The following is a 19,870-nucleotide window of genomic DNA, read 5'->3' as shown; positions in this document are numbered from 1 at the left end:
TTGTTATTTTGATATAGGCCTCATTAGATGATCTGTAAATTATGGTAAAGTAATGATCAAAATTACCCAGCAAGGTCGTCCCCATGATTAAGCATTTAAAATCAGCAGTGTTAGTTTCAGTATTAAGTATTGTTAGCTCGCCTTTGTTCGCCCTTGATTATTTATATGAATTCTCTGGTGGTGTGAATTATTGGGCTACAGGTGAGGCAAGTGGTCAGCTGGGAGGGTTTAAATTGTCAAACGGCACAAATGGCGTTAATTACCACTATAGTGGGTCGCGACTTGGATTGTGGGCGAATGCGAAAAGTGGCTTAATTATTTTTCCTAATATAAAGATGCGTTATCAAGATATTGCGTACTCCGGAACAGGTGAAATTGTCAGTGTCTTAAATGTTGAGATAGGTGATATAGACCTGTCTTCATTGTTAGGGGATGTTGAATCGACAATCGATGCAAGTTATTTGGATGTAATAGCTTCATTTACTTGGCCGCTGGATTTATTTGAATTAGATATGGGGTTGAAAGCTAGGATTCATGCAGTGAATTATTCTATTGGTGAAATAGGTGGGGTTGAGCAAACTGAAAGTACATGGTTGCCTTTAGCATTTTTGTATGTGAGTGCTGAAAAATCATTTGTTCAAGATAACTTATCGATTGTGGGTGAATATTCAGCCTTACCTTATAAAGGGGTTTTATTTGAAACTGTTGATGCATTTGTGCGATACAAATTACCAGTAGAGCAATATTTTCCCTTAGATGTGCGCGTGCAGGCAGGATTTCAATCATTTGCCTTTACATTAGCTAGTGATTCTGACTTTAACTTATTTACTCAAGATGATATTAAATTTGGTTTTGAGAGTGTTGTGTTAGGTGTGACGGCCGCTTTTTAATATTTAATTTGTAAATCGATTTGCATTCTTGTCATTATTCCATACCATAGCGGCTCAATTTAAGACTATTAAAGGAGTCGCTATGTTTAAGTTAATTTCTACCTTATTTATTTTCCTGATTATTTTATCTTCATGTAATTCTACTGCGCAATTTCAAAAATCTTTTGAAAATAATCAAGGGGTGTTAATCATACCGTTAACCTATTTAAAACGAGACACACCTAATAATATTGCGAGCTTAATTAATCATCGCTTAACGTTAGAAATGATTAATTTAGATACCAAAGCAAAAATAAGTAAGACAGTTGTGATTTCATTGAATAATAAATATATTGTTTTTAAAGACTTTGCACCAGGTAGTTACGAAGTGGTGAAATCTTATTATTTAGTAAATAGCAAAAAAGATTTAATTAGCGAAGAGCGTATTAAATTTACGATGCAAGCAGGTGAATTTACTGTATTACCTGATGCGCTTAACTATACAGTTTATCAAGATAATGCTGGAACATATTGGTTAACGAAGAAATTTTTACCTTTCCCAAGAAGTGAGTCAGTTAAACTAGAAAACACTCTAAAGCAAATGATTGCTCCAAAAGAAGTGGCGCAATAATTTTAAGCTGAATTTATATTGCACAAGGAAGTGCAGTTAATAAAAAATAATTTTGTAAGCGTCCAATCACACTTAATCCCTTTTTTTAAAATCCCGACTCAAACAGTTACATATTAAATTTGCTAACCCGTACTCTATAGCCTTTACTCTATTCAAAGATAAACATTTTTGGATGCTAGGTGATATATGGCTTTACCAATTGTAATTTGTGATGATTCAAGTTTTGCGCGTAAGCAAATGAATCGTGCGCTACCTGAGGGGTGGGATGTTGATGTGACATTTGCCACTCATGGAGAAGAAGCGCTTGCTGCGATAAAAGCAGGTAAGGGTGAAATTATGTTTTTAGATCTTACTATGCCAGTTTTAGATGGTTACGGTACATTAGAAATTATCCACAAAGAAGATCTCCCTTCAATGGTAATTGTGGTTTCAGGTGATATACAGCCTGAGGCCTATGAGCGTGTTAAAAAACTAGGTGCATTGGATTTTATTAAAAAACCCGTTGACCGAGAAAAAGTGACGCAGGTATTAACGCAATACGGCGTACTTAACGGTTAGGGGGATCTATGTTACAAGAAACTACTTTTTCAGATGATTCACGTGATTGCTTGCAAGAGGTATCAAACGTTGCGATGGGGCGTGCGGCAGACCTTTTAGCTCGATTGCTTGATGTTTACGTCATTCTACCGATTCCAAATGTAAATTTGTTGGATATAGCTGAGCTGCATATGGCACTTAGCTCCCTTGAAAATACAGAGAGTGTTTCTGCTGTATGTCAGGGGTTTATAGGGTCTAATATCTCTGGGGAGGCATTGTTGATTTTTAATGATGCAAGCTTTGATGATATTGCCGAGCTCACGCATTTTAATGGTTTAATTGATAAAAATATTGAACTTGAGTTATTGATGGATATTTCCAATATTTTAATTGGCGCTTGTTTGCAAGGTGTATCTGAGCAGTTAGATGTGAAATTCTCGCAAGGGCAGCCAGTGGTGTTAGGTCAGCATATTAAAGTGCCTGATTTAATTAAATCGGCTAAAAAAAGGTGGAAACAAACCTTGGCTATTGAAATCAATTACACAATCGAAAATAGAGATATTAACTGTGATTTATTATTACTTTTTACTGAAGATTCATTATCAGTATTAAATGATAAAATTGGTTACTTGATGGAGTAATGTATGCAAATGCATGAGCAAGAACAGTTCCAAGACTTTCATTGGATGATTGAAATGTTGCAAACCATTGATGTCGGTGTGGTGATCTTGGATAAAAACTATGTCGTAAAATCATGGAATGGTTTTATGGAAAATCATAGTGGGGTAGATGGAAAAGATGCATTAGAACAGTCGATTTTTACTATTTTTAAAGAAATGGATGAATTTTGGTTACGACACAAAGCCGACACCGTTTTTAAATTAAAAAACCAAGCTTTTACTATTTGGGAGCAAAATCCATATATTTTTAAATTTAAAAACAATCGCCCAATCACTGGGGTGGCAGATTTTATGTATCAAAACTGTACATTCATTCCAATTAAAGACACAAGAGGTGAAGTGGATAAACTTGCGGTTTTAGTTTACGACGTTACGGATACTGCAGTAAATAAATTAGATGCATTAAGGTCTTCGGCTAAATTGAAAACATTAAGCAGAACGGATGTATTAACTCAATTATACAATCGAGGATATTGGGAAGAAGCATTAAAGCATGAGTTTAATCGTTATATACGCACGCAAAATATTTCAACGCTTGTGATGTTTGATATAGATCATTTTAAAAATGTAAATGACACCCATGGTCATCAAGCAGGCGATGCGGCATTAAAAGAAGTATCAAGAGTATTAAAAGAAAACCTACGTGAAACTGATATTGCTGGGCGTTATGGTGGTGAAGAATTTACGATTATTTTAGTTGATACTGATGCTGAACATGCGATGGTATTTTGTGAAAGACTACGCAAAGCAATCGAATCCTGCGTTATTCAATATTTGGATATAGAGGTTCAAGTAACGGTTTCATTAGGTGTTTACGAGATCCACCCTAAATTAGTGACGCATCAACAATGGATAGAAGGTGCGGATACCGCTTTATATAAATGTAAAAATGATGGTCGAAATCAAACGCAAATTTATTCTTACAAAGACCATTAATTATGTAGTGCTTGATTTAAATTAACGGTGTTCAATTCTCAAATATTAAGTGTTAACAATTCATAACGCTTATTCTAGCTAACAACTGATTACAATCTGTCAATAATTTAACTTGATAGAGAATTCTTCAGTGCGTATTTTTGGCTTAACCTTACTTGAAATGATATTAATAATCTCACTTACTGGCTCTGTGAGTGCTATGGGTGTAGAGAGTTTTTATAATTCTCAACAACACAATAAATTATTAACGTTGCGTCAATTACAATTTGCGGTGCATTCTATCAATACTCAAGTCTATAGCTTGGCTTTAGTTCAAAATTTACAAAGGCAGCCTCAGGCATTTATTCAATTTGGTGAAACATCTGTCCCTGTTCAATACGGGTTTATTGCTGATGCTCAAAGTTTGATTGCGGTGGCAAATATATTAAATGTTAGTTTTGATGACACTAGTATTCAAATGATACAAGATAAAACCATCAAGCCACTAACTTCAGGTTGTGCATTGTTTTATCAAGCGCCATTGAAATTTGGAGAGACAGCGACAATTACAACAATGGAAGATGCTTGTTAAAGCAGCTTGAGGCAAGTCAGTATAAACCTTATGATAGCGCTTTAATTTTTTAGCGCCTTAAGGTGAATGTATGAATCGTCAATTTCCAACTTCGCGTTTAAGACGCACTCGTTTTACCCAAGCGACTCGTCGCTTAGTTCAAGAAAATACATTATCCACTAACGATCTTATTTTGCCTGTGTTTGTATTGCCTGGCGAAAATCAAAAAGAAGCCATTACTTCAATGCCTGGTGTGTATCGTTTATCAATCGATTTATTACTAGAGCAGGCCCAACAAATGGTGGAGTTAGGGATTCCTGCTATTGCTATATTCCCAGTTACACCAATGGATGTGAAATCATTGATGGCAGAAGAAGCTTATAACCCTGAAGGCTTAGCACAACAAACCGTGCGTGCTATTAAAGCAAAATTCCCTCAATTAGCAGTGATCACAGATATCGCACTTGATCCATTCACCACGCATGGTCAAGACGGCATCATCGATGACAATGGCTATGTATTAAATGACATCACCGTTGAAATATTATGTAAGCAAGCGCTATCTCACGCTCAAGCAGGTGCTGATATTGTTGCACCGTCAGACATGATGGATGGACGAATCGGTGCGATTCGCAAAACATTAGAAGAAAACGGCTTTATTAATACAAATATTTTGGCCTATTCCGCTAAATACGCTTCAAGCTATTATGGTCCTTTTAGAGACGCAGTAGGCTCAAGTACAAACTTGGGTAAGGCTGATAAAAAGACTTACCAAATGGATCCGGCAAATAGCTTAGAGGCGATAAGTGAAGTGCAAATGGATATTGATGAAGGCGCTGATATGTTTATGGTCAAACCTGGTATGCCTTATTTAGATATTGTCTCAAAAGTAAAAAATGAATTGGGTGTGCCAACATTTGTGTACCAAGTGTCAGGCGAATACGCGATGCACCATGCAGCAGCACAAAATGGTTGGTTAGATTTGGAGCAAGTTATGATGGAGTCCTTGATTTGCTTTAAGAGGGCGGGTGCTGATGCCATATTGACTTATTTTGCAATTGATGCGGCCAAGGTATTAAATCAAAAATAAGAGACTTTATCTGCTATATCGTTTTTTGAGGCGAATCTAAAACATATTAAAGTCACATGAAAATAAACAAAGCAGGTACTTATTATTTAACACCAATTGGTTTTTACTGGTTGGTGTTTTTTTTGAGCATTTAAAAAATATTCTATTGAAAAGGCTATGTTTCAAATTTATGTTGCTGCACCTGTAACAGTTTGAATTCAAACAGTTTTTCGCTTTCGCTCTTAATGTCGCTAGAAAAGGTCTGATATTTGTGCCAGTCCAGCATTCTAAACCAACCCAAATACTTCGCTAAATACTTACTGGCCACTCCATGCATCTTCAAATACCAACGCTTTAACTGACTGTGATAATTATTGATATTTTGAATATGATACAAACTTTGCTGCGTTTGATTGTTAGATATCACAACATGATGCAAATGATGTTCTTTGCAAATTTGATTATAAGCCGGCTGTCCATCGGTACATAAAACAGATTCGTCGGCAATTTTGCAGCCTAAGCATTGATTGATTTCAGCGCCATTTACGTGAGTTAATATTTGATCAAATTCATGATGATTTCGATCTTTAGCGGTTAACACTGCCACCCAATCGTGCTGATTAATACCGGGTGTGGATGCTTTAGATCCTCGTTGTCTTGCAGGTCGGTTTAAGTTTCGCTCGCCTTTTTTAGATTCTCGAAAATACGTTTCATCTGCTTCAACAATACCTTCAAGCCTTGATTCATAGGTGTTTTGAGTAGCATTCATAAAACGATGACGCCAATTAAAAGAGGTGGTCACACAAATATTTAAATCTTTTGCGCAACGCCGAATGCTATCTTGGTCAAGCATGTGCTCTAAGTATTTTTGCCAAAGCTCAGGTTTGTGCTGATAAAAATAAGCACTGCCTCGAGTGCACACAAAACTTTTGCGACATTCGTTGCAAAAAAATCGCTGTCTGCCATTACTAAAACCGTATTTTCGCAAGCGGTCGCTTTGACAATGAATGCATTTTGAGTGGGTAATTACTTCTTTAGACAGTCGTGTAAGAATGGGATTTTCATGTGCAGCTAAAGTGGTGGTTAGAGTTTGTTTTTGAACAGGATCGAGCTTGCTTACCTGCTTAAGTATGTTTTGAAAATGCTGTGGATTCATAGGCTATGTCATTGTGGGTGTATAAATCTCAGCTTAGATCAGCATTATGATTTTGCATCCTGCCACAACAATTTAAAACATAGCCATTGAAAAGCTGCACCGTTTTTATTATTTGATTTGAAAATGCGCACTTTGCGCACTATAGGTGTGCGTACATAAATTTATCTAGGCTGAAAATTACATAAGTTATTGAATTATAAGTGTATTTTATGTTGGCATGTAAATTGCTGTATCGTTTTTTTAAAATTTCTAACAGGTGACGATATGTCCACGCAAAGCAATAAATTGAATCTACTGAATTTTGGTAGCCAATCCATCCGAACGCTTCACTTAACTTGGTTCGCTTTCTTTTTAACCTTTGCAATGTGGTTTTCTCACGTTCCAATGAAAGAAGAAATCATCGCTACGTTTGGTTTAAATGGCGCACAGTGGAAAGCGTTGTTAGCTTTGAATGTGGCGTTAACCATTCCTGCGCGAATTGTGATTGGTATTTTGGTTGATAAATTCGGCCCGCGTATTGTATTTAGTGCTCTATTATTTACTTCCGCTTTAATTACCTTTGGTTTTGCATTTTCAACTGATTGGCATCAAGCAGCTACCTTAAGATTTTTGTCTGGTTTTATTGGTGCAGGTTTTGTAATTGGTATTCGCCTTGTAGGTGAATGGTTCCCTGCTAAAACCGTTGGAATGGCCGAAGGCGTTTATGGCGGTTGGGGTAACTTTGGTTCTGCTGCTGCATATTGGTTGGTGCCAGGTTTTGCAGCACTTGCAACGACGATGTTTACTGACATTGAATCTTGGAGAATTGGTATAGCAACAGTTGGTGTCATTGCTTTATGTTACAGCTTTGTGTTTTATGCTCGAGCTCGTAACACGCCAAAAGGGTCAACGTATTTTAAACCTAAAAAATCAGGTGGTTTAGAAGTTTCAAACAAACGTGATTTTTGGTTTTATGCTGCGATGAATATTCCAATGTATTTAGCCTTAGCATTATTAACTTGGAAAATCTCTAACCCTACGGTTGAATTATTATCAGCGAATCAAGCCATTATTGTTTGGTGTATTTTAGGTGCTTTGTTTGTTTATCAGTTCTATCAAATTTTATATGTAAATCGTGAAGTATTAAAAAAACCGTTAGAAGAACATGATAGTTATAAATTTAAACAGGTTGCAATTTTAGATTGGGCTTACTTTGTGACCTTTGGTTCTGAATTAGCGGTTATTTCTATGTTACCTGGCTTTTTTGCCGACACATTTGGTATTTCAATGGGGCAAGCAGCTTTATTAGGTTCGGCGTTTGCATTGATGAATTTAGTGGCGCGTCCAGGTGGCGGGTACTTGTCTGATAAATTTGGACGTAAGAAAACATTATTAATTTTATTGGTCGGTTTAACTCTAGGTTATGTGATTTTATCTCAAATTGGTTCAGGTTGGCCGATTGCGTTAGCGGTTGTTGCGGTTATGTTTTGTTCATTCTTCGTACAAGCAGGTGAGGGTGCAGTGTTTTCAATGGTGCCATTAATTAAGCGTCGCATGACTGGACAAATTGCAGGAATGGTCGGTGCATTTGGTAATGTGGGTGGCGTAACATTTCTTACTCTTTATGCGTTAGATGCGGTAAATGCAACAGGATTTTTCTTGATCATCGCTGCTGCCGCTGTGTTATGTTTCATTGTGACGTTGTTCTTAGATGAGCCACAAGGACATATGACAGAAGTATTGGCAGACGGTACGATTCAAAAAATAGAATTAAATTAATTAACTCAATATAACAAGTCGACTTTAGTCGGCTTGTTTTTTTGCATTTAAAATATGACTGAAATAAATAACCCACTTTCTTGTATTTTGTTAGATGACAATCACGATCGTCGATCTTTACTGTCACGTTCTATTGCTGAAATAGGCTTTAATGTAAAAGTAACGCTGAAACAATATGACGAACTATTAATCAATATTGAAAATCACCCCTGTGATTTTTTGATTGTGGGTGTCGATATTCCTTCACAAGAATTATTGTGTTCTTTAAAATTTATTCACACTCATAATCCCAAACCTGTGATTATGTTTGCTGAAAAAGACACGCCTAATATTATTAAAAAAACTATAGATGCGGGAGTAAATGCATATATAGTTGATGATCTACAGCCGAAGCGTTTATCAAGTATTATTAACATTGCGTTAGCAAGGTTTCAAACGCATCAACATTTAGTTCAAGAATTAAATGAAACTAAAAATAAATTAGAACAACGAAAAATACTCGATAAAGCCAAGGGTATTTTAATGCAACAAAAAAACATCACCGAACAAGACGCGTATGCGTTAATCAGAAAAATGGCCATGGACAAAGGCGAAAAACTCGAAAAAGTGGCACAAAACATTATCGATGTTTTTACCATGTTAGGTTAGTATCTGTGTAAACACTCTCTTAAAAATAAAGGTTTGTCATGACAATAGAACACCTGTCCGGAAAACTCGCTATACAAACCGCCTTTGAATCCGACAAAGGTCGCAAAGGTGAAAATCAAGACTGCTTAGGCACAAAAATACCTCAAGATGCTGCATTAAATGCAAAAGGTGTGGCTATGGTTATTGCTGATGGTGTAAGTGCAGCAGAGTGCGCAGCGCAGGCTAGTCATTTAGTGGTAAAAGGATTTTTAAGTGATTATTTTTCCACACCAGATTCTTGGAGTGTACAACGCTCTGCAGTATCGGTAGTGAATTCTCTTAACCGTTGGTTGTGGAGTATGGGGCAGTCACACATTGCAGGGCGTGGTTATTTGACGACGTTTTCTGCACTTATTTTAAAATCAGATCAAGCGCATATATTTCATGTCGGGGATTCTAGAATTTATCGTTTTCGTGAAGGTGAATTAAAAGTATTAACCCGAGATCATGTGACTCGTTTATCCAAAAAAGAAAGTTACTTAGCAAGAGCAATTGGCGCGGACAATGTCGTGGATATGGATTACAAAACCCATAGCGCCAAACAAGGTGACATCTTTTTATCCACAACTGATGGCGTTCATGATTGGTTAAAAGAATCCAAAATTATTGATCTATTAAATCAATACTTTGATGACATGGCAGGGTTGTGTAAAGCGCTTAAAGAGCAGTCTTTTGATATTGGCAGTAACGATAATATTTCATGCCAAGCATTAAAAATTGAAAAGTTAGACATAGCAACCGAACAAGGTGTGTTGGCCACATTAAAAGATTTACCTTTTCCGCCAGACTTAGAGATCGGACAAAAAATAGATGACTTAGAAGTCATCAAAATTATTCATGAAAGTGAACGAAGCCAAATATATATCGTTAAAGACAAAGACAAAAAATCCTTAGTGATGAAAACTCCATCACGCAATTATGAGGATGACCCTGCTTATATAGAGCGATTTATCATTGAAGAGTGGATTGGTCTGCGAGTAAATAATCCAAATGTCGTAAAAATAATTAAACCAAATAAACGCACCTTTTTATATTATTTAACCGAATACTTACCTGGCCAAACTATGCGTCAGTTAATCGATGAGCGTAAACAATTAGATATTCAAGACACCATCGAATTAGTTGCACAAATGATCAAAGGCATCCGAGCGCTACATCGTAAAGAGACTTTGCATCAAGATCTAAAACCCGACAACATTGTCATGGGTGACAATGGTCCAACCATTATCGATTTTGGTGGATGTTTAATTGCAGGCGTAGAAGAAATTCACACCACAGTACAGCGTGAAAGTGCATTAGGCACATTACATTACAGCGCACCTGAATATCGTTATGGTGGTGTAAGAAGTGCAAAGAGTGATCAGTTTTCTTTGGCTGTCATTGTCTATGAAATGCTTACAGGACAATTACCTTTTGGCGACGCATTTTTAAAACCTAATAAACTTGAACAGTTTGAAAAACTAAAATACACCCCCGCTAGCATTCACAATCCATTAGTGCCAATGTGGTTAGACGGAACACTTAAAAAAGCAATGAGCATGCAGCCAGAAAATCGTTATGCGAGTTTGTCTGAATTTTTATACGATTTAAAAAATCCTAATAAAGATTTTTTGAAATTACAAAATACACCGATTATGAATCGTAATCCTGTTTTGTTTTGGCAAAGTGTGAGTGCTGTTTTGATGTTGCTTTTGATTATTAGTGTGTCCATAAATTTTTAATTTTGCATTTTTTTATAAATAAAACCCACAAGTGTAAATTGCTTGTGGGTTTTTTTGTTTTATTTTGCGTTTAAAATACCTAAATTATAAGGTTCTCCACCATAAGTGCCATCAATAGAAGCGCCCGTATCACCTTGATATAAGTATTGTAAATTACACGGATCAATTGTCATTTTTTGATTGATGCCTGAACGAATCATTTCACCATGGCTGATACCATCTGCCCATTTATTGCCTTGCCAATCGACGTTGTTGTTGCCAGCAAATGGGTTTTCTTCAGTGTCCGCAAGCGCTTGCCAAGTACCGTCTAAGCTAGTTGCTGTCCAAGAACGGAAATAACGTGGGCCGTAACCAGGTGTGCGATAAGCCTCAACTAATAATAAGTATAAATCTTGGCCATCCACTTTATATACGTTTGATGCTTCGAATAAAAAGCTATTGCCATTGCCTCGGTGATCTTCCATTACAATTTCATAACCAGAGAAATTAGGGAAATTAGCAACGGTCGTTTTAGAAACATACAGTACGCCATCATCACGCGAGAAATATAGATAGCAATTATCATCATCACAAATCACCCAGAAATCTAACGAGCCATTAGGTTCATTTTGTAAAAGTTTTCTCTTAGATGACCAGCTATTAATATTAGTTGGATCATTCGTTGTTGCATAAGCGCCACCCCATTGCGTAATTAAATACCACTTATCTTGAGGCTCAAAATAGAACACCTGTGGTGCAATTGAATTACCAACAGCGGTGCCTGCCATAGGCACTTGCACAGAGCTTCCAGCACTTGCCCAGTCTGAAAAGTTTATATAAGCCGAGGCCCAAATATCTTGATCCAAATCAAACACCGTCGCCCAGATATGAAACTTACCATTATATTGTACGATCGTTGGATCTTTAACCGATGCCCAGTTTGATTTTTGTGGTTTTACTAACGGTCCTGAAGACGTCCAGCTAAATCTTGATGGCAATTCACAGGTCGCTAATTGTTCAATCACACCAGTCATGGATAAATCATCCATAAAAAAGCTAACGGTATCGCTGTCAGATTCGACATACACTAATAAATCAGTTGCGCGTCCAGCAGGTTGATGATCGTAACTGCCGCTTAATAATGTCCAACCATCACTGTTAGCCATTGCTTCACTGATTGCGTGGTATGACACGCCATTGTCATCGGTTAATTGCATAGTAAACTTCATATTTGCAGAAGCTTCACCGGCTGCTAATTTCACCCAAACTTTAAAGTCATAAATATTGCCAGATGTAAGGCGATCAATTTTATAACCTGCACCATTCCAAGTCGCAGTACGACCGGTTACTGCAAGGCTATGACTTGAAGTTCGGCTTTGAGACGTAACAACATTAATGGTTGCTGCGCCACGTTTGACCCAAGGCAAAGTCACTGCTTGCTCTAAATCACCATTTTCCAACAAATTATTATTGACTGGATATATCACAGCATCACAATTTGCAGGGTTAATTTGCGCATCTCCAGCTATAAGCAAACTTACTGTTAATGAATCTATGTTCGGTAAACCATCTGCTGTATTAGCGGTTAACTTAATAGTGTTCACTCCAGCTTGCATTTGAACTGAAGCGTTTTGAGTTTGCCAATTTGCCCACTCATTCGTCGTAGCAGCAAAATTAACGTTTTGAGTTTGTCCATTAACGTCCAATGTACCTATACGTGTAGCCGCGCCTCCATTAGCAAATGCAAACACTAGCTGATAAGTATCGGTGGCACTTGCATCTATTTGCCATGTAATGCTTGCTCCCGCCTCATTTATACCATCGGCATAACCTGCACCACTAAATCCAGCATGGTCACCCATAACCGAACCATTAAACCCACAGAAACCCATTGTATTTTCTTCAAGTAATAACGTCACCAAATTAGGTTCAACGACTGGCTTACTTGGGACAGTGATTGAAACAGTTTTAGTCACAGCTGGATTCACGCCATCACTGACCATTAACTGAACATTATGGGTTACTTCAGTGAAGTCCATTTGATATGAATGAGACGGATTAGCAACATCTGAGAAGCTGCCATCTTTGAAATCCCAATTGTAAGTTAATGGGTCATTCTCTGCATCCGTCGCCCCTGCTTTGAAGTTAACGATCAACTCATCATTCGCTTGTGATCCATATTCAAAACTCGGCGAAACAATTGGCGCAGTATTCGGTGGTGGTAATACAGCGGGTAATTGCACATTAAGCGTACTTGGAATGACATTACCGTCAGTATCCGACACCGTTAACGTCACTTGGAAATTTTGAATGGCATCTGTTAACGCATAAGTATGCATAGGCGATGCAGTGGTTAACGTTGTGCCATCTTTAAAATCCCAAAAATACGTTAATACATCTCCATCAAGATCAACGGCATTTGCAGCAAAGCTCACCGAGCCATTTTGACCCACATTAAAGGTCGGATTTGAAGTAGGAATCGTATTTTCAACCACGGCTGGTTTAGCCGGCACAACAACCGTGACTACTTTGCTGATCGAATCTCCTTTTGAGTCGGTGATAATTACCTGAGCGTTATATTGTGTTTCGATTTCACTTTGTGGGTAATTATGCATGGGTGAGGCTAAAGTCGAATTTTTGCCATCGCCAAAGTTCCACAAATACGTTAATTGATCTTGATCATTATCAAAAGCATTAGCCATAAAACTGGCTACGCCATTTGAACTGACTTGACCCACAGGACTGGCTACTGGCGGTGTATTTACTCCAACTTGCGTTTGCGTCTGCGTCTGCGTATCTGTATACGTATTGGCTGCAGTGGAAGTACCTGAAAGATCTTCACCTGGATTAGATTTATTACTATTTTCTTGGCAGCCAACAACCAATAACGCGAATACAATTCCTTGCGCCATTTTAAAAGGGTTGTTTAAGGGTTTACTAAATATCGGTTTTTTCACGGGTATGCTCCTATAAGCAATGAATTCATGAATTTCTAGAACACATTTAAATTTTCAATTACTTACAGAATCGTACTCTTATTTACATAATAAATAATGGAACTATCCCTACATTTGCAACATTTTATTAACAAATAGAAAACAATTAATGGGTATATTTATAAAAAACACAATCAAACAAATTACTTCTACACGAAAACTATTACTAACTCTTACTTCGCAAGATTTTGCTATTAGCCAACATATATAACTTGGCTTACATATCTGTTCATATTGAGAGCGCCCACAAAAAAGCACGACTAAGTCGTGCTTTTTTAGATTCCAAAAAAATTATTTAGGATTGTTTTCTAAGTAGTCCATCAACCATGTCAAAGCAGGTCTTGGGGTACCGTTTGAGCTCATCAAGCCACTACCAGTAATCCACGTTGCGCCAGAAACATAACCCCAAAGCGTAATGCCTTTAACCGAAGGGTGGTTATAGAACATTGGGAATTGCTCTTTCATAATGTTTAATTGAGTTTGATCATTTGTCGATCCAATATCGTATTCAGAGATATAAATTGGTAAACCTAATGCTGCAATTTGATTCAACTTAGATGTCAAATCTGAGAGGCTCCAAGTTTCTAACCCGTGAGATTGTAAGCCAATCGCATCTACGTAACCTGAGTTAACCGCAGGTCTTGCCATTGTAATAAATTTATCAGTGTCCCAGCTTAATACGTTGTAATCGTTTAAAATTAATTCAGAGTTAGGGCAGTACTGTCTTGCTAATTGAAATGATTTAATAATCCAATCATTACCAAACGCATTTCTTGCAAATTCAGCAGGTGCATGACCTGGAGTTGCTTCATTCACCACATCAATTTGTTCAACATCTGGATACCTTGTACAGAAATCGCGAATTAATTCTTCAATTTCAGCCGCTTGTTCATTAGGAGATAAATTTCCAATCCAATTTGGCGCTTGGCTGCCCCAAACAAAGGTATGGTGTTTATATGGAATGCCATTGGCTCTTGTAAATTGGTAAGCCTCATCACTTTTAGTCCAATTGTAATTATCGCGTGTCGGTTCAACGGCATCCCATTTGCCACCGTTTTCTAATGACAATTGATTCCAATATTGTAAGAAATCATTGCGAATCGCACCATTTGTTGTGATGTTACCGATGTAAAACCCATTATTTGAAGGAGGAGGTGCAACCCCAGGCGTACCGCCTACTGTAAAGTCATCCACATAATACGAAACCGTATCGTTTGCTGACTCAATAATGAATTGTTGGAAATTGGTTTCATCAACGGGCGTATACAAACCATGAAGCAGTGTCCATTCATTTGCCGTTACCGTTTGGGTGTCAACATTTGAGTATTCTAAATAGGTTGTATCGTCGGTGTCATCCATACGCTTAGCCGTTAAATGAATCTGAGCATCTGGCGAGCCTGCTGCTAATTTCACCCAAACAGCCACATCGTATTCGCTGTTATTTTCAAGATTACCCGCTGCGAAACTTGCACCATGCCAAGTTGCAGTTCGACCGGTCACATACAAACTATTGTTGCCGCCATGTTTTTGCGCAGTCGTTTGTGTCACTGTTGCAGCACCTCGATTTGCCCAATTAACTGTTCCGCTTTCAACATCACCATTGGTGACAAAATTGTTGGAAGGCACAAAATACATAGAAGTACACGCAGCTTCATTTAATTGAGCATCGCCCATGATCATGCCAGAAACCGTCACCGAATCGATATTTGCTAAGCCATCTGCTGTAGTAGAAGTCAGCGTGATGTAGTTAGTGCCAGCAGTTAACGCTAGATCAACAGATTGAGTTTTCCATGCAGCCCAATTATTCGCATCGGCTGCAAAGCTGATGGATTGGTTAGAGCCGTTTGCAGAAACTTGTGCAGTTCGTGCAGCTGCGCCACCATTAGCGTATCTAAATTCAATATCGTATGTGCCAGCAGCACTTACATCAATTGCCCAGCCCATTGCCGCGCCATTTGAATTCGCGCTATCTGCAAAGCCATCACCAACAGCACCCACATGATTATTTGCAATCACACCATTTACACCACAATAGCCAATTGTGTTTTCTTCAATCGTTAACGTCACATCTGTAATTTGAGGCGCTTCTTTAGCGGGAACAGTCACATTGATTGTTTTTGTCACTGCTGGATTCACAGAATCACTCACGCTTACTGTCACAGCAACCGTTGAAGCTGCATCTAAACGAGTGAAGTCATGGGAAGGTGTAGCCGTTGTAGCAGAACCACCATCTTTAAAGTCCCAAACATAAGTTAAGTTATCGTTATCCGCATCGGTTGCCCCTGCAGAAAAATTCATAGTTAAGGTTGTATCTGTAAGTGAACTTTGTTGAGCAATAGGTTCGACAGTAGGAGCAGAATTAACCACTTCTTGCGCTGAAATCGTCACAGGCACAGTTTTAGAAATATTATTATTATCTTCATCAGTGACAACTAAAGAGACAGAATAAGATGAGACTTGCGCTTGTTTGGCATATTGATGCAATGGGTTTTGCTCAATAGAGGTACTACCATCTCCAAAGGTCCATAAATAAGTTAAAATATCACCATCAAGATCACTAGCATTTGCACTAAATGAAGCAATACCTGAATTTGCAACACTAACAGTTGGATTAACCTGTGGAACAGTATTGTTATTTACCACTGCTTTAGCTGGAATATTAACGGTGACATTAGCGTTAACCTCATTATCATCTTCGTCAGACACAATTAACGTTACATTTAAGGATTGAGCATTATCTAACAATGTATATTGATGAGAAGGATTTTCTGTAATATCAGTAGTACCATCTTTAAAATCCCATAAATAGGTTAAAACATCTCCATCAGCATCAAATGCTTGCGCTGTAAAGGCAGCTAAACCCGTTGCAGAAATTTGCACAGAAGGCGTTGCACTTGGGATTGTTTTAACTAATGGTTTAGCAGGGATAACTATAGGCACGGATTTAAAAACCGAGCCGCCTTTACCATCTAAAACAGTTAACGAAACCATTATGGTTTGTTCAACATCACTTTGAGTGAAATTATGCACAGCAGAGGCATCAGTAGAAGTATTGCCGTCTTTGAAATCCCATAAATACGTAAGCACATCGCCGTCTTGATCTGACGCAGATGCATTAAAACTGACGGTTGAATTATTTACACTAGCACTTGGCGTTACTATTGGTGGATGATTGATTGAAGTATTTGTGTTGGTGTCGGTGTCATCAGGTGAACCTTCAGGGCTGATACAACCTGCAAATAATGCAATGCAGCATGCGGCGGATAGTAGTTTAGGATTCATAATGTTATCTCTTTATTTGGTTAAATAATTGCCAGAATCACTGTTCTAAGATCAATTGGCGACATCACTTTGTGTATGTTTTGCTTTGATATATGAATGTTATTGTTTTGTATAATAAGTATTGTAAGTGTTTGCATTGTTGTTTTTCAATGAGAAATTTACATGTTGCATACAAAATCAGACGTGGTTATCGTTTCTGAATTTGCTTTTTGCGCTGGGTATTGATCAAAAAAATTTAAAATTAATCGAATTTATAAAGGAACATACTATTTGGAAGGGGGGTGTTGAGAGAGGGGCGATATGATCTAGAAAGAAAAAAGCAGCAATAAAATACAAAATTATTGCTGCTGAAAAGTGTTGTATGTTTTTAATTATCTAGAGTGTTGTATCTTTTTAATTATCAAGAGTGTTGCATCTTTTAATTATCTTAAGATTGCTCTGAGTCACTTAGATTTTTTCGGTGAGTCATTTGGATATAAATAAATGACCCACCTTTCAAAAATTTACAAAAATTTACAAAAATTTTGCAAAGTCTTTTAGAGATTTAAAGCTCGTTTACAAAATCGTTTTCTTGTCTTGAAAGCTCAATGGATTTGATTTCGATTGGCATTTCTTTAAACAATTTTGGAATACTTTCTATGTTATTGACGCCATAGTTTTGTGCCACTTTTCTTGTTTTGGTTTCACCCATGAAGGTAACCACGCCAACAGTTAAGTTTGCAAGTTGCGCTAAGCTTCGGCTTTGATCTTGATAATTTAATGTGTAGTACGTTCTGAATTTTTCAATTGGAATACGTACACGCATCCATTTGTCTAAGTCATTTCTTGTGAAATGCAGATCAACTAATGCTTGGTTTTCACCTTCATTTTCACCAGGATTACGACCAAGATTTAATATTAAGTTGGCGTGATATTCACTGTCGTCCATATCTTCAACTTGCGCACTAGTTAAAATACCTGCATAAGTGTTTTTAATTTCTTGCATGGTTGGTAATACGGTTAAAGCTGAATTGATTCTCATATCGACCACAACAGTATCAATATCGGCCATTCTCATTTTGTTGTCATTAATCCAAAGTTGAATACCCGTTGGATGTTGATTGCCCCACATGTTGAATTTTTTAAGCAAGATGTCATTTAATGTTCTGACGTTATTACAATCATCTGCAAAGCCATTGTAGTCGTTAGCCATATTGTAAACTGAGAAATCTGCGCTACGTAAATAGCCGATAAATGCAGACTTATCTGTAGAGTTATCATTAGGAGAACTCCAACCGCCAAATCTTACGCCATTACCATTTACCACAAAGCGGTTTCCAGATTTCATGACTTGATTTTTACCACAGTTTTGAATGTCATACACATCAAAGTTAGCGCGTGATGAATTTAAAATATAACTTTCATCGCCATCTGGTACATCTGCAGGAGGGTTATTTGCAGCAATCATGTCAACCAATTGCTCCCATGCTGGTACTGAAGAATAAATAATGTGTCCACCTGGATGGGTGTATCCATTTGATTCACTTGGTGTGTATTTCACACGATTCACGTTAGCTGGGTTTCTGGCCAAAATGTAATTGGTAATGCCTGCTTCTAGATCTTGTGGCGAAGAGCCTGCAAAACGAATCGGTTTACCTGAATCGGCAGCGTGACATTCAATACAGTGTTTAGCTAATACATTAGCGGCTAATGTATTTAACAATTGGTCATATTCGCTTACAGGCTCAACAGCATCATAGGATTGAGTGATGTCATCTGTATTTCCAGATGGATCAGTTACCGTTAGGGTAATATTTTTCATGCCACCATTAGCGAAGGTATAATTTGCTGTTGCGCTAGTGCTATTTAAAATTTCATGTTCATTGTTAAAGTTCCAAGAATATTTTAAAGCATTAGGGCTTTCTAAGTCTGTGGAGTTTGCTGCGTTAACATCAACGTCTAATTCATTACCAGTGATCTCAAAATTTGCCGTTGGTGCCGTGTCGACTGCTGCGGTGACATCAATTAATTTAGTCACGACAGTAGATTCATTGCCTTCACCATCGGTTACCATAAGTGTCACGTTATATTTAGCTGCGCTATCAAACACTTTAGTAAAGCTGATGTTAGAGCTTTCTAATTGATTATTAATCTTCCACTGATACGATTTAATATCATTTAAATCGTCCATTGACTGATCTGCAGTAAAGCTTACCGTTAGGGGAGCATCACCAGAGAGGATATCAGCAGTAATGACTGCTACTGGCTTTTGATTGATTGGTGGGGTTGAAGATATGATAATTTGTTGAATCGCTGCTACTGAATTAGCACCATCATTATCGGCCACAATTAAAGACAATTCATAGTTTCTGGCTTGGCTGAATGTATGAGAGAAATTTGGTTGTGTTGAAACCACCATTCCATCAACTCTCCAAGTGTAATTTACTACGCTGCCATCACTATCACTCACATTTGAGAAAAATGAAAGTTGAGCTGGCGCCTGTGCTGCGGTAATTGCTGCTGTAATACTGGCCGTTGGCGGCATATTAACTGGATTATTTATAATTGTTTGCGTTTGAGTATCAACTGATGAATTGGTTTCAGTGTTGGTATTTGAATCTGTTTGAGACTCGGTATCCGTTACAGCGCTTGTGTCCGTTTGAGTATCAGATATCTGTCCTAGCGAATTGTTAGTCTGTGTTTGGGTTTGACCAACGTCAGAGGATGGCTGGCAGCTAGAAAGTAAGGCAATCAATGCAATTGGGAGTATTGGTTTGTTATTCATGTTTAACCTTTGTTTGTTGTATGTAGTGTTTTGTATTTTGATGGTTTTTAGATTATTTAAAAATAGGTATATTTAATAAATGTGACATAGGTGGGGAATTTATATAAAAAAATGGGCCTGAAGTCTCAAATGAGCTTGAAATCAACAAGGTGGTTTGTTACCCAAAAGTAATGGAAGGAGGGGCGAATATAGTAAGTATTGATGCGCAGACCTTGGAAAAACTGATGAATCCAGTCTTTCTTGTTTACAGTATAT

General features: G+C 37.6%; 14 protein-coding genes. 10 read left to right on the top strand and 4 right to left on the bottom strand.

What is annotated here, in order from left to right; all coding sequences use genetic code 11:
• The first annotated feature begins 83 nt into the window (after positions 1-83).
• The 7 genes from TYM08_RS16990 to hemB all read left to right on the top strand — a co-directional run bounded on the left by TYM08_RS16990 (position 84) and on the right by hemB (position 5,293).
• Complete coding sequence (locus TYM08_RS16990; RefSeq protein ID WP_422380344.1) at positions 84-890, top strand: hypothetical protein; 807 nt, start codon at positions 84-86, stop codon at positions 888-890.
• Positions 891-972: 82 nt separating this feature from the next.
• A complete protein-coding gene (locus TYM08_RS16985) occupies positions 973-1,500 on the top strand; it encodes a hypothetical protein (RefSeq protein ID WP_422380343.1) in 528 nt (175 codons plus the stop codon).
• Between the two features lie 186 nt (positions 1,501-1,686).
• A complete protein-coding gene (locus TYM08_RS16980) occupies positions 1,687-2,058 on the top strand; it encodes a response regulator (RefSeq protein ID WP_422380342.1) in 372 nt (123 codons plus the stop codon).
• Between the two features lie 8 nt (positions 2,059-2,066).
• Entirely contained in the window at positions 2,067-2,678 is a 612-nt protein-coding gene (locus TYM08_RS16975) for a histidine kinase (RefSeq protein ID WP_422380341.1), read from the top strand.
• Between the two features lie 3 nt (positions 2,679-2,681).
• Positions 2,682-3,653, top strand: a complete 972-nt coding sequence (locus TYM08_RS16970) for a sensor domain-containing diguanylate cyclase (protein WP_422380340.1) — start codon at positions 2,682-2,684, stop codon at positions 3,651-3,653.
• Between the two features lie 130 nt (positions 3,654-3,783).
• On the top strand, positions 3,784-4,224 hold the full coding sequence (locus TYM08_RS16965) for a hypothetical protein (protein ID WP_422380339.1): 441 nt from the start codon (positions 3,784-3,786) through the stop codon (positions 4,222-4,224).
• Positions 4,225-4,294: 70 nt separating this feature from the next.
• Positions 4,295-5,293, top strand: coding sequence for a porphobilinogen synthase (hemB, locus tag TYM08_RS16960; RefSeq protein ID WP_422380338.1), 999 nt, complete (start codon positions 4,295-4,297; stop codon positions 5,291-5,293).
• Between the two features lie 154 nt (positions 5,294-5,447).
• Here the strand turns inward: hemB and TYM08_RS16955 are convergent, their stop codons facing one another.
• Positions 5,448-6,428 carry an IS1595 family transposase gene (locus tag TYM08_RS16955; RefSeq protein ID WP_422380337.1) on the bottom strand — a complete coding sequence of 327 codons (981 nt, stop codon included), beginning with the start codon at positions 6,426-6,428 and terminating at the stop codon, positions 5,448-5,450.
• A 264-nt stretch (positions 6,429-6,692) separates the two neighbouring features.
• On the opposite strand from TYM08_RS16955, the gene TYM08_RS16950 reads away from it, so the two are divergent.
• Genes TYM08_RS16950 through TYM08_RS16940 form a run of 3 tightly spaced genes read left to right on the top strand, consistent with a single transcriptional unit; the run spans position 6,693 to position 10,594 of the window.
• Positions 6,693-8,186 (top strand): MFS transporter, encoded by a 1,494-nt coding sequence (locus TYM08_RS16950; protein ID WP_422380336.1) that lies wholly within the window; start codon positions 6,693-6,695, stop codon positions 8,184-8,186.
• A 54-nt stretch (positions 8,187-8,240) separates the two neighbouring features.
• A complete protein-coding gene (locus tag TYM08_RS16945; protein WP_422380335.1) occupies positions 8,241-8,834 on the top strand; it encodes an ANTAR domain-containing response regulator in 594 nt (197 codons plus the stop codon).
• 38 nt (positions 8,835-8,872) lie between these two features.
• Entirely contained in the window at positions 8,873-10,594 is a 1,722-nt protein-coding gene (locus tag TYM08_RS16940; protein ID WP_422380334.1) for a protein kinase domain-containing protein, read from the top strand.
• A gap of 59 nt (positions 10,595-10,653) precedes the next feature.
• Here TYM08_RS16940 and TYM08_RS16935 read toward each other — a convergent pair whose 3' ends face one another.
• The 3 genes from TYM08_RS16935 to TYM08_RS16925 form a co-directional block, all read right to left on the bottom strand.
• On the bottom strand, positions 10,654-13,530 hold the full coding sequence (locus TYM08_RS16935; protein ID WP_422380333.1) for a non-reducing end alpha-L-arabinofuranosidase family hydrolase: 2,877 nt from the start codon (positions 13,528-13,530) through the stop codon (positions 10,654-10,656).
• A gap of 330 nt (positions 13,531-13,860) precedes the next feature.
• Complete coding sequence (locus TYM08_RS16930; protein ID WP_422380332.1) at positions 13,861-16,851, bottom strand: endo-1,4-beta-xylanase; 2,991 nt, start codon at positions 16,849-16,851, stop codon at positions 13,861-13,863.
• A 544-nt stretch (positions 16,852-17,395) separates the two neighbouring features.
• Positions 17,396-19,615: a PKD domain-containing protein gene (locus TYM08_RS16925; protein ID WP_422380331.1), complete on the bottom strand. Its 2,220-nt coding sequence runs from the start codon at positions 19,613-19,615 to the stop codon at positions 17,396-17,398.
• Positions 19,616-19,870 lie beyond the last annotated feature (255 nt).

Source organism: Marinicellulosiphila megalodicopiae (genome assembly GCF_045862395.1).
Lineage (GTDB): Bacteria > Pseudomonadota > Gammaproteobacteria > Pseudomonadales > Natronospirillaceae > Marinicellulosiphila > Marinicellulosiphila megalodicopiae.
The sequence above is the reverse complement of the archived record's forward strand: the minus strand, read 5'-3'. Positions and strand labels throughout refer to the sequence as shown.

Coding starts and splice junctions, on each gene's coding strand:
- TYM08_RS16990 (WP_422380344.1), top strand. CDS start 84: ATGATTAAGCATTTAAAATCAGCAGTGTTAGTTTCAGTATTAAGTATT.
- TYM08_RS16940 (WP_422380334.1), top strand. CDS start 8,873: ATGACAATAGAACACCTGTCCGGAAAACTCGCTATACAAACCGCCTTT.
- TYM08_RS16970 (WP_422380340.1), top strand. CDS start 2,682: ATGCAAATGCATGAGCAAGAACAGTTCCAAGACTTTCATTGGATGATT.
- TYM08_RS16980 (WP_422380342.1), top strand. CDS start 1,687: ATGGCTTTACCAATTGTAATTTGTGATGATTCAAGTTTTGCGCGTAAG.
- TYM08_RS16955 (WP_422380337.1), bottom strand. CDS start 6,428: ATGAATCCACAGCATTTTCAAAACATACTTAAGCAGGTAAGCAAGCTC.
- TYM08_RS16945 (WP_422380335.1), top strand. CDS start 8,241: ATGACTGAAATAAATAACCCACTTTCTTGTATTTTGTTAGATGACAAT.
- TYM08_RS16975 (WP_422380341.1), top strand. CDS start 2,067: ATGTTACAAGAAACTACTTTTTCAGATGATTCACGTGATTGCTTGCAA.
- TYM08_RS16930 (WP_422380332.1), bottom strand. CDS start 16,851: ATGAATCCTAAACTACTATCCGCCGCATGCTGCATTGCATTATTTGCA.
- TYM08_RS16925 (WP_422380331.1), bottom strand. CDS start 19,615: ATGAATAACAAACCAATACTCCCAATTGCATTGATTGCCTTACTTTCT.
- hemB (WP_422380338.1), top strand. CDS start 4,295: ATGAATCGTCAATTTCCAACTTCGCGTTTAAGACGCACTCGTTTTACC.
- TYM08_RS16950 (WP_422380336.1), top strand. CDS start 6,693: ATGTCCACGCAAAGCAATAAATTGAATCTACTGAATTTTGGTAGCCAA.
- TYM08_RS16985 (WP_422380343.1), top strand. CDS start 973: ATGTTTAAGTTAATTTCTACCTTATTTATTTTCCTGATTATTTTATCT.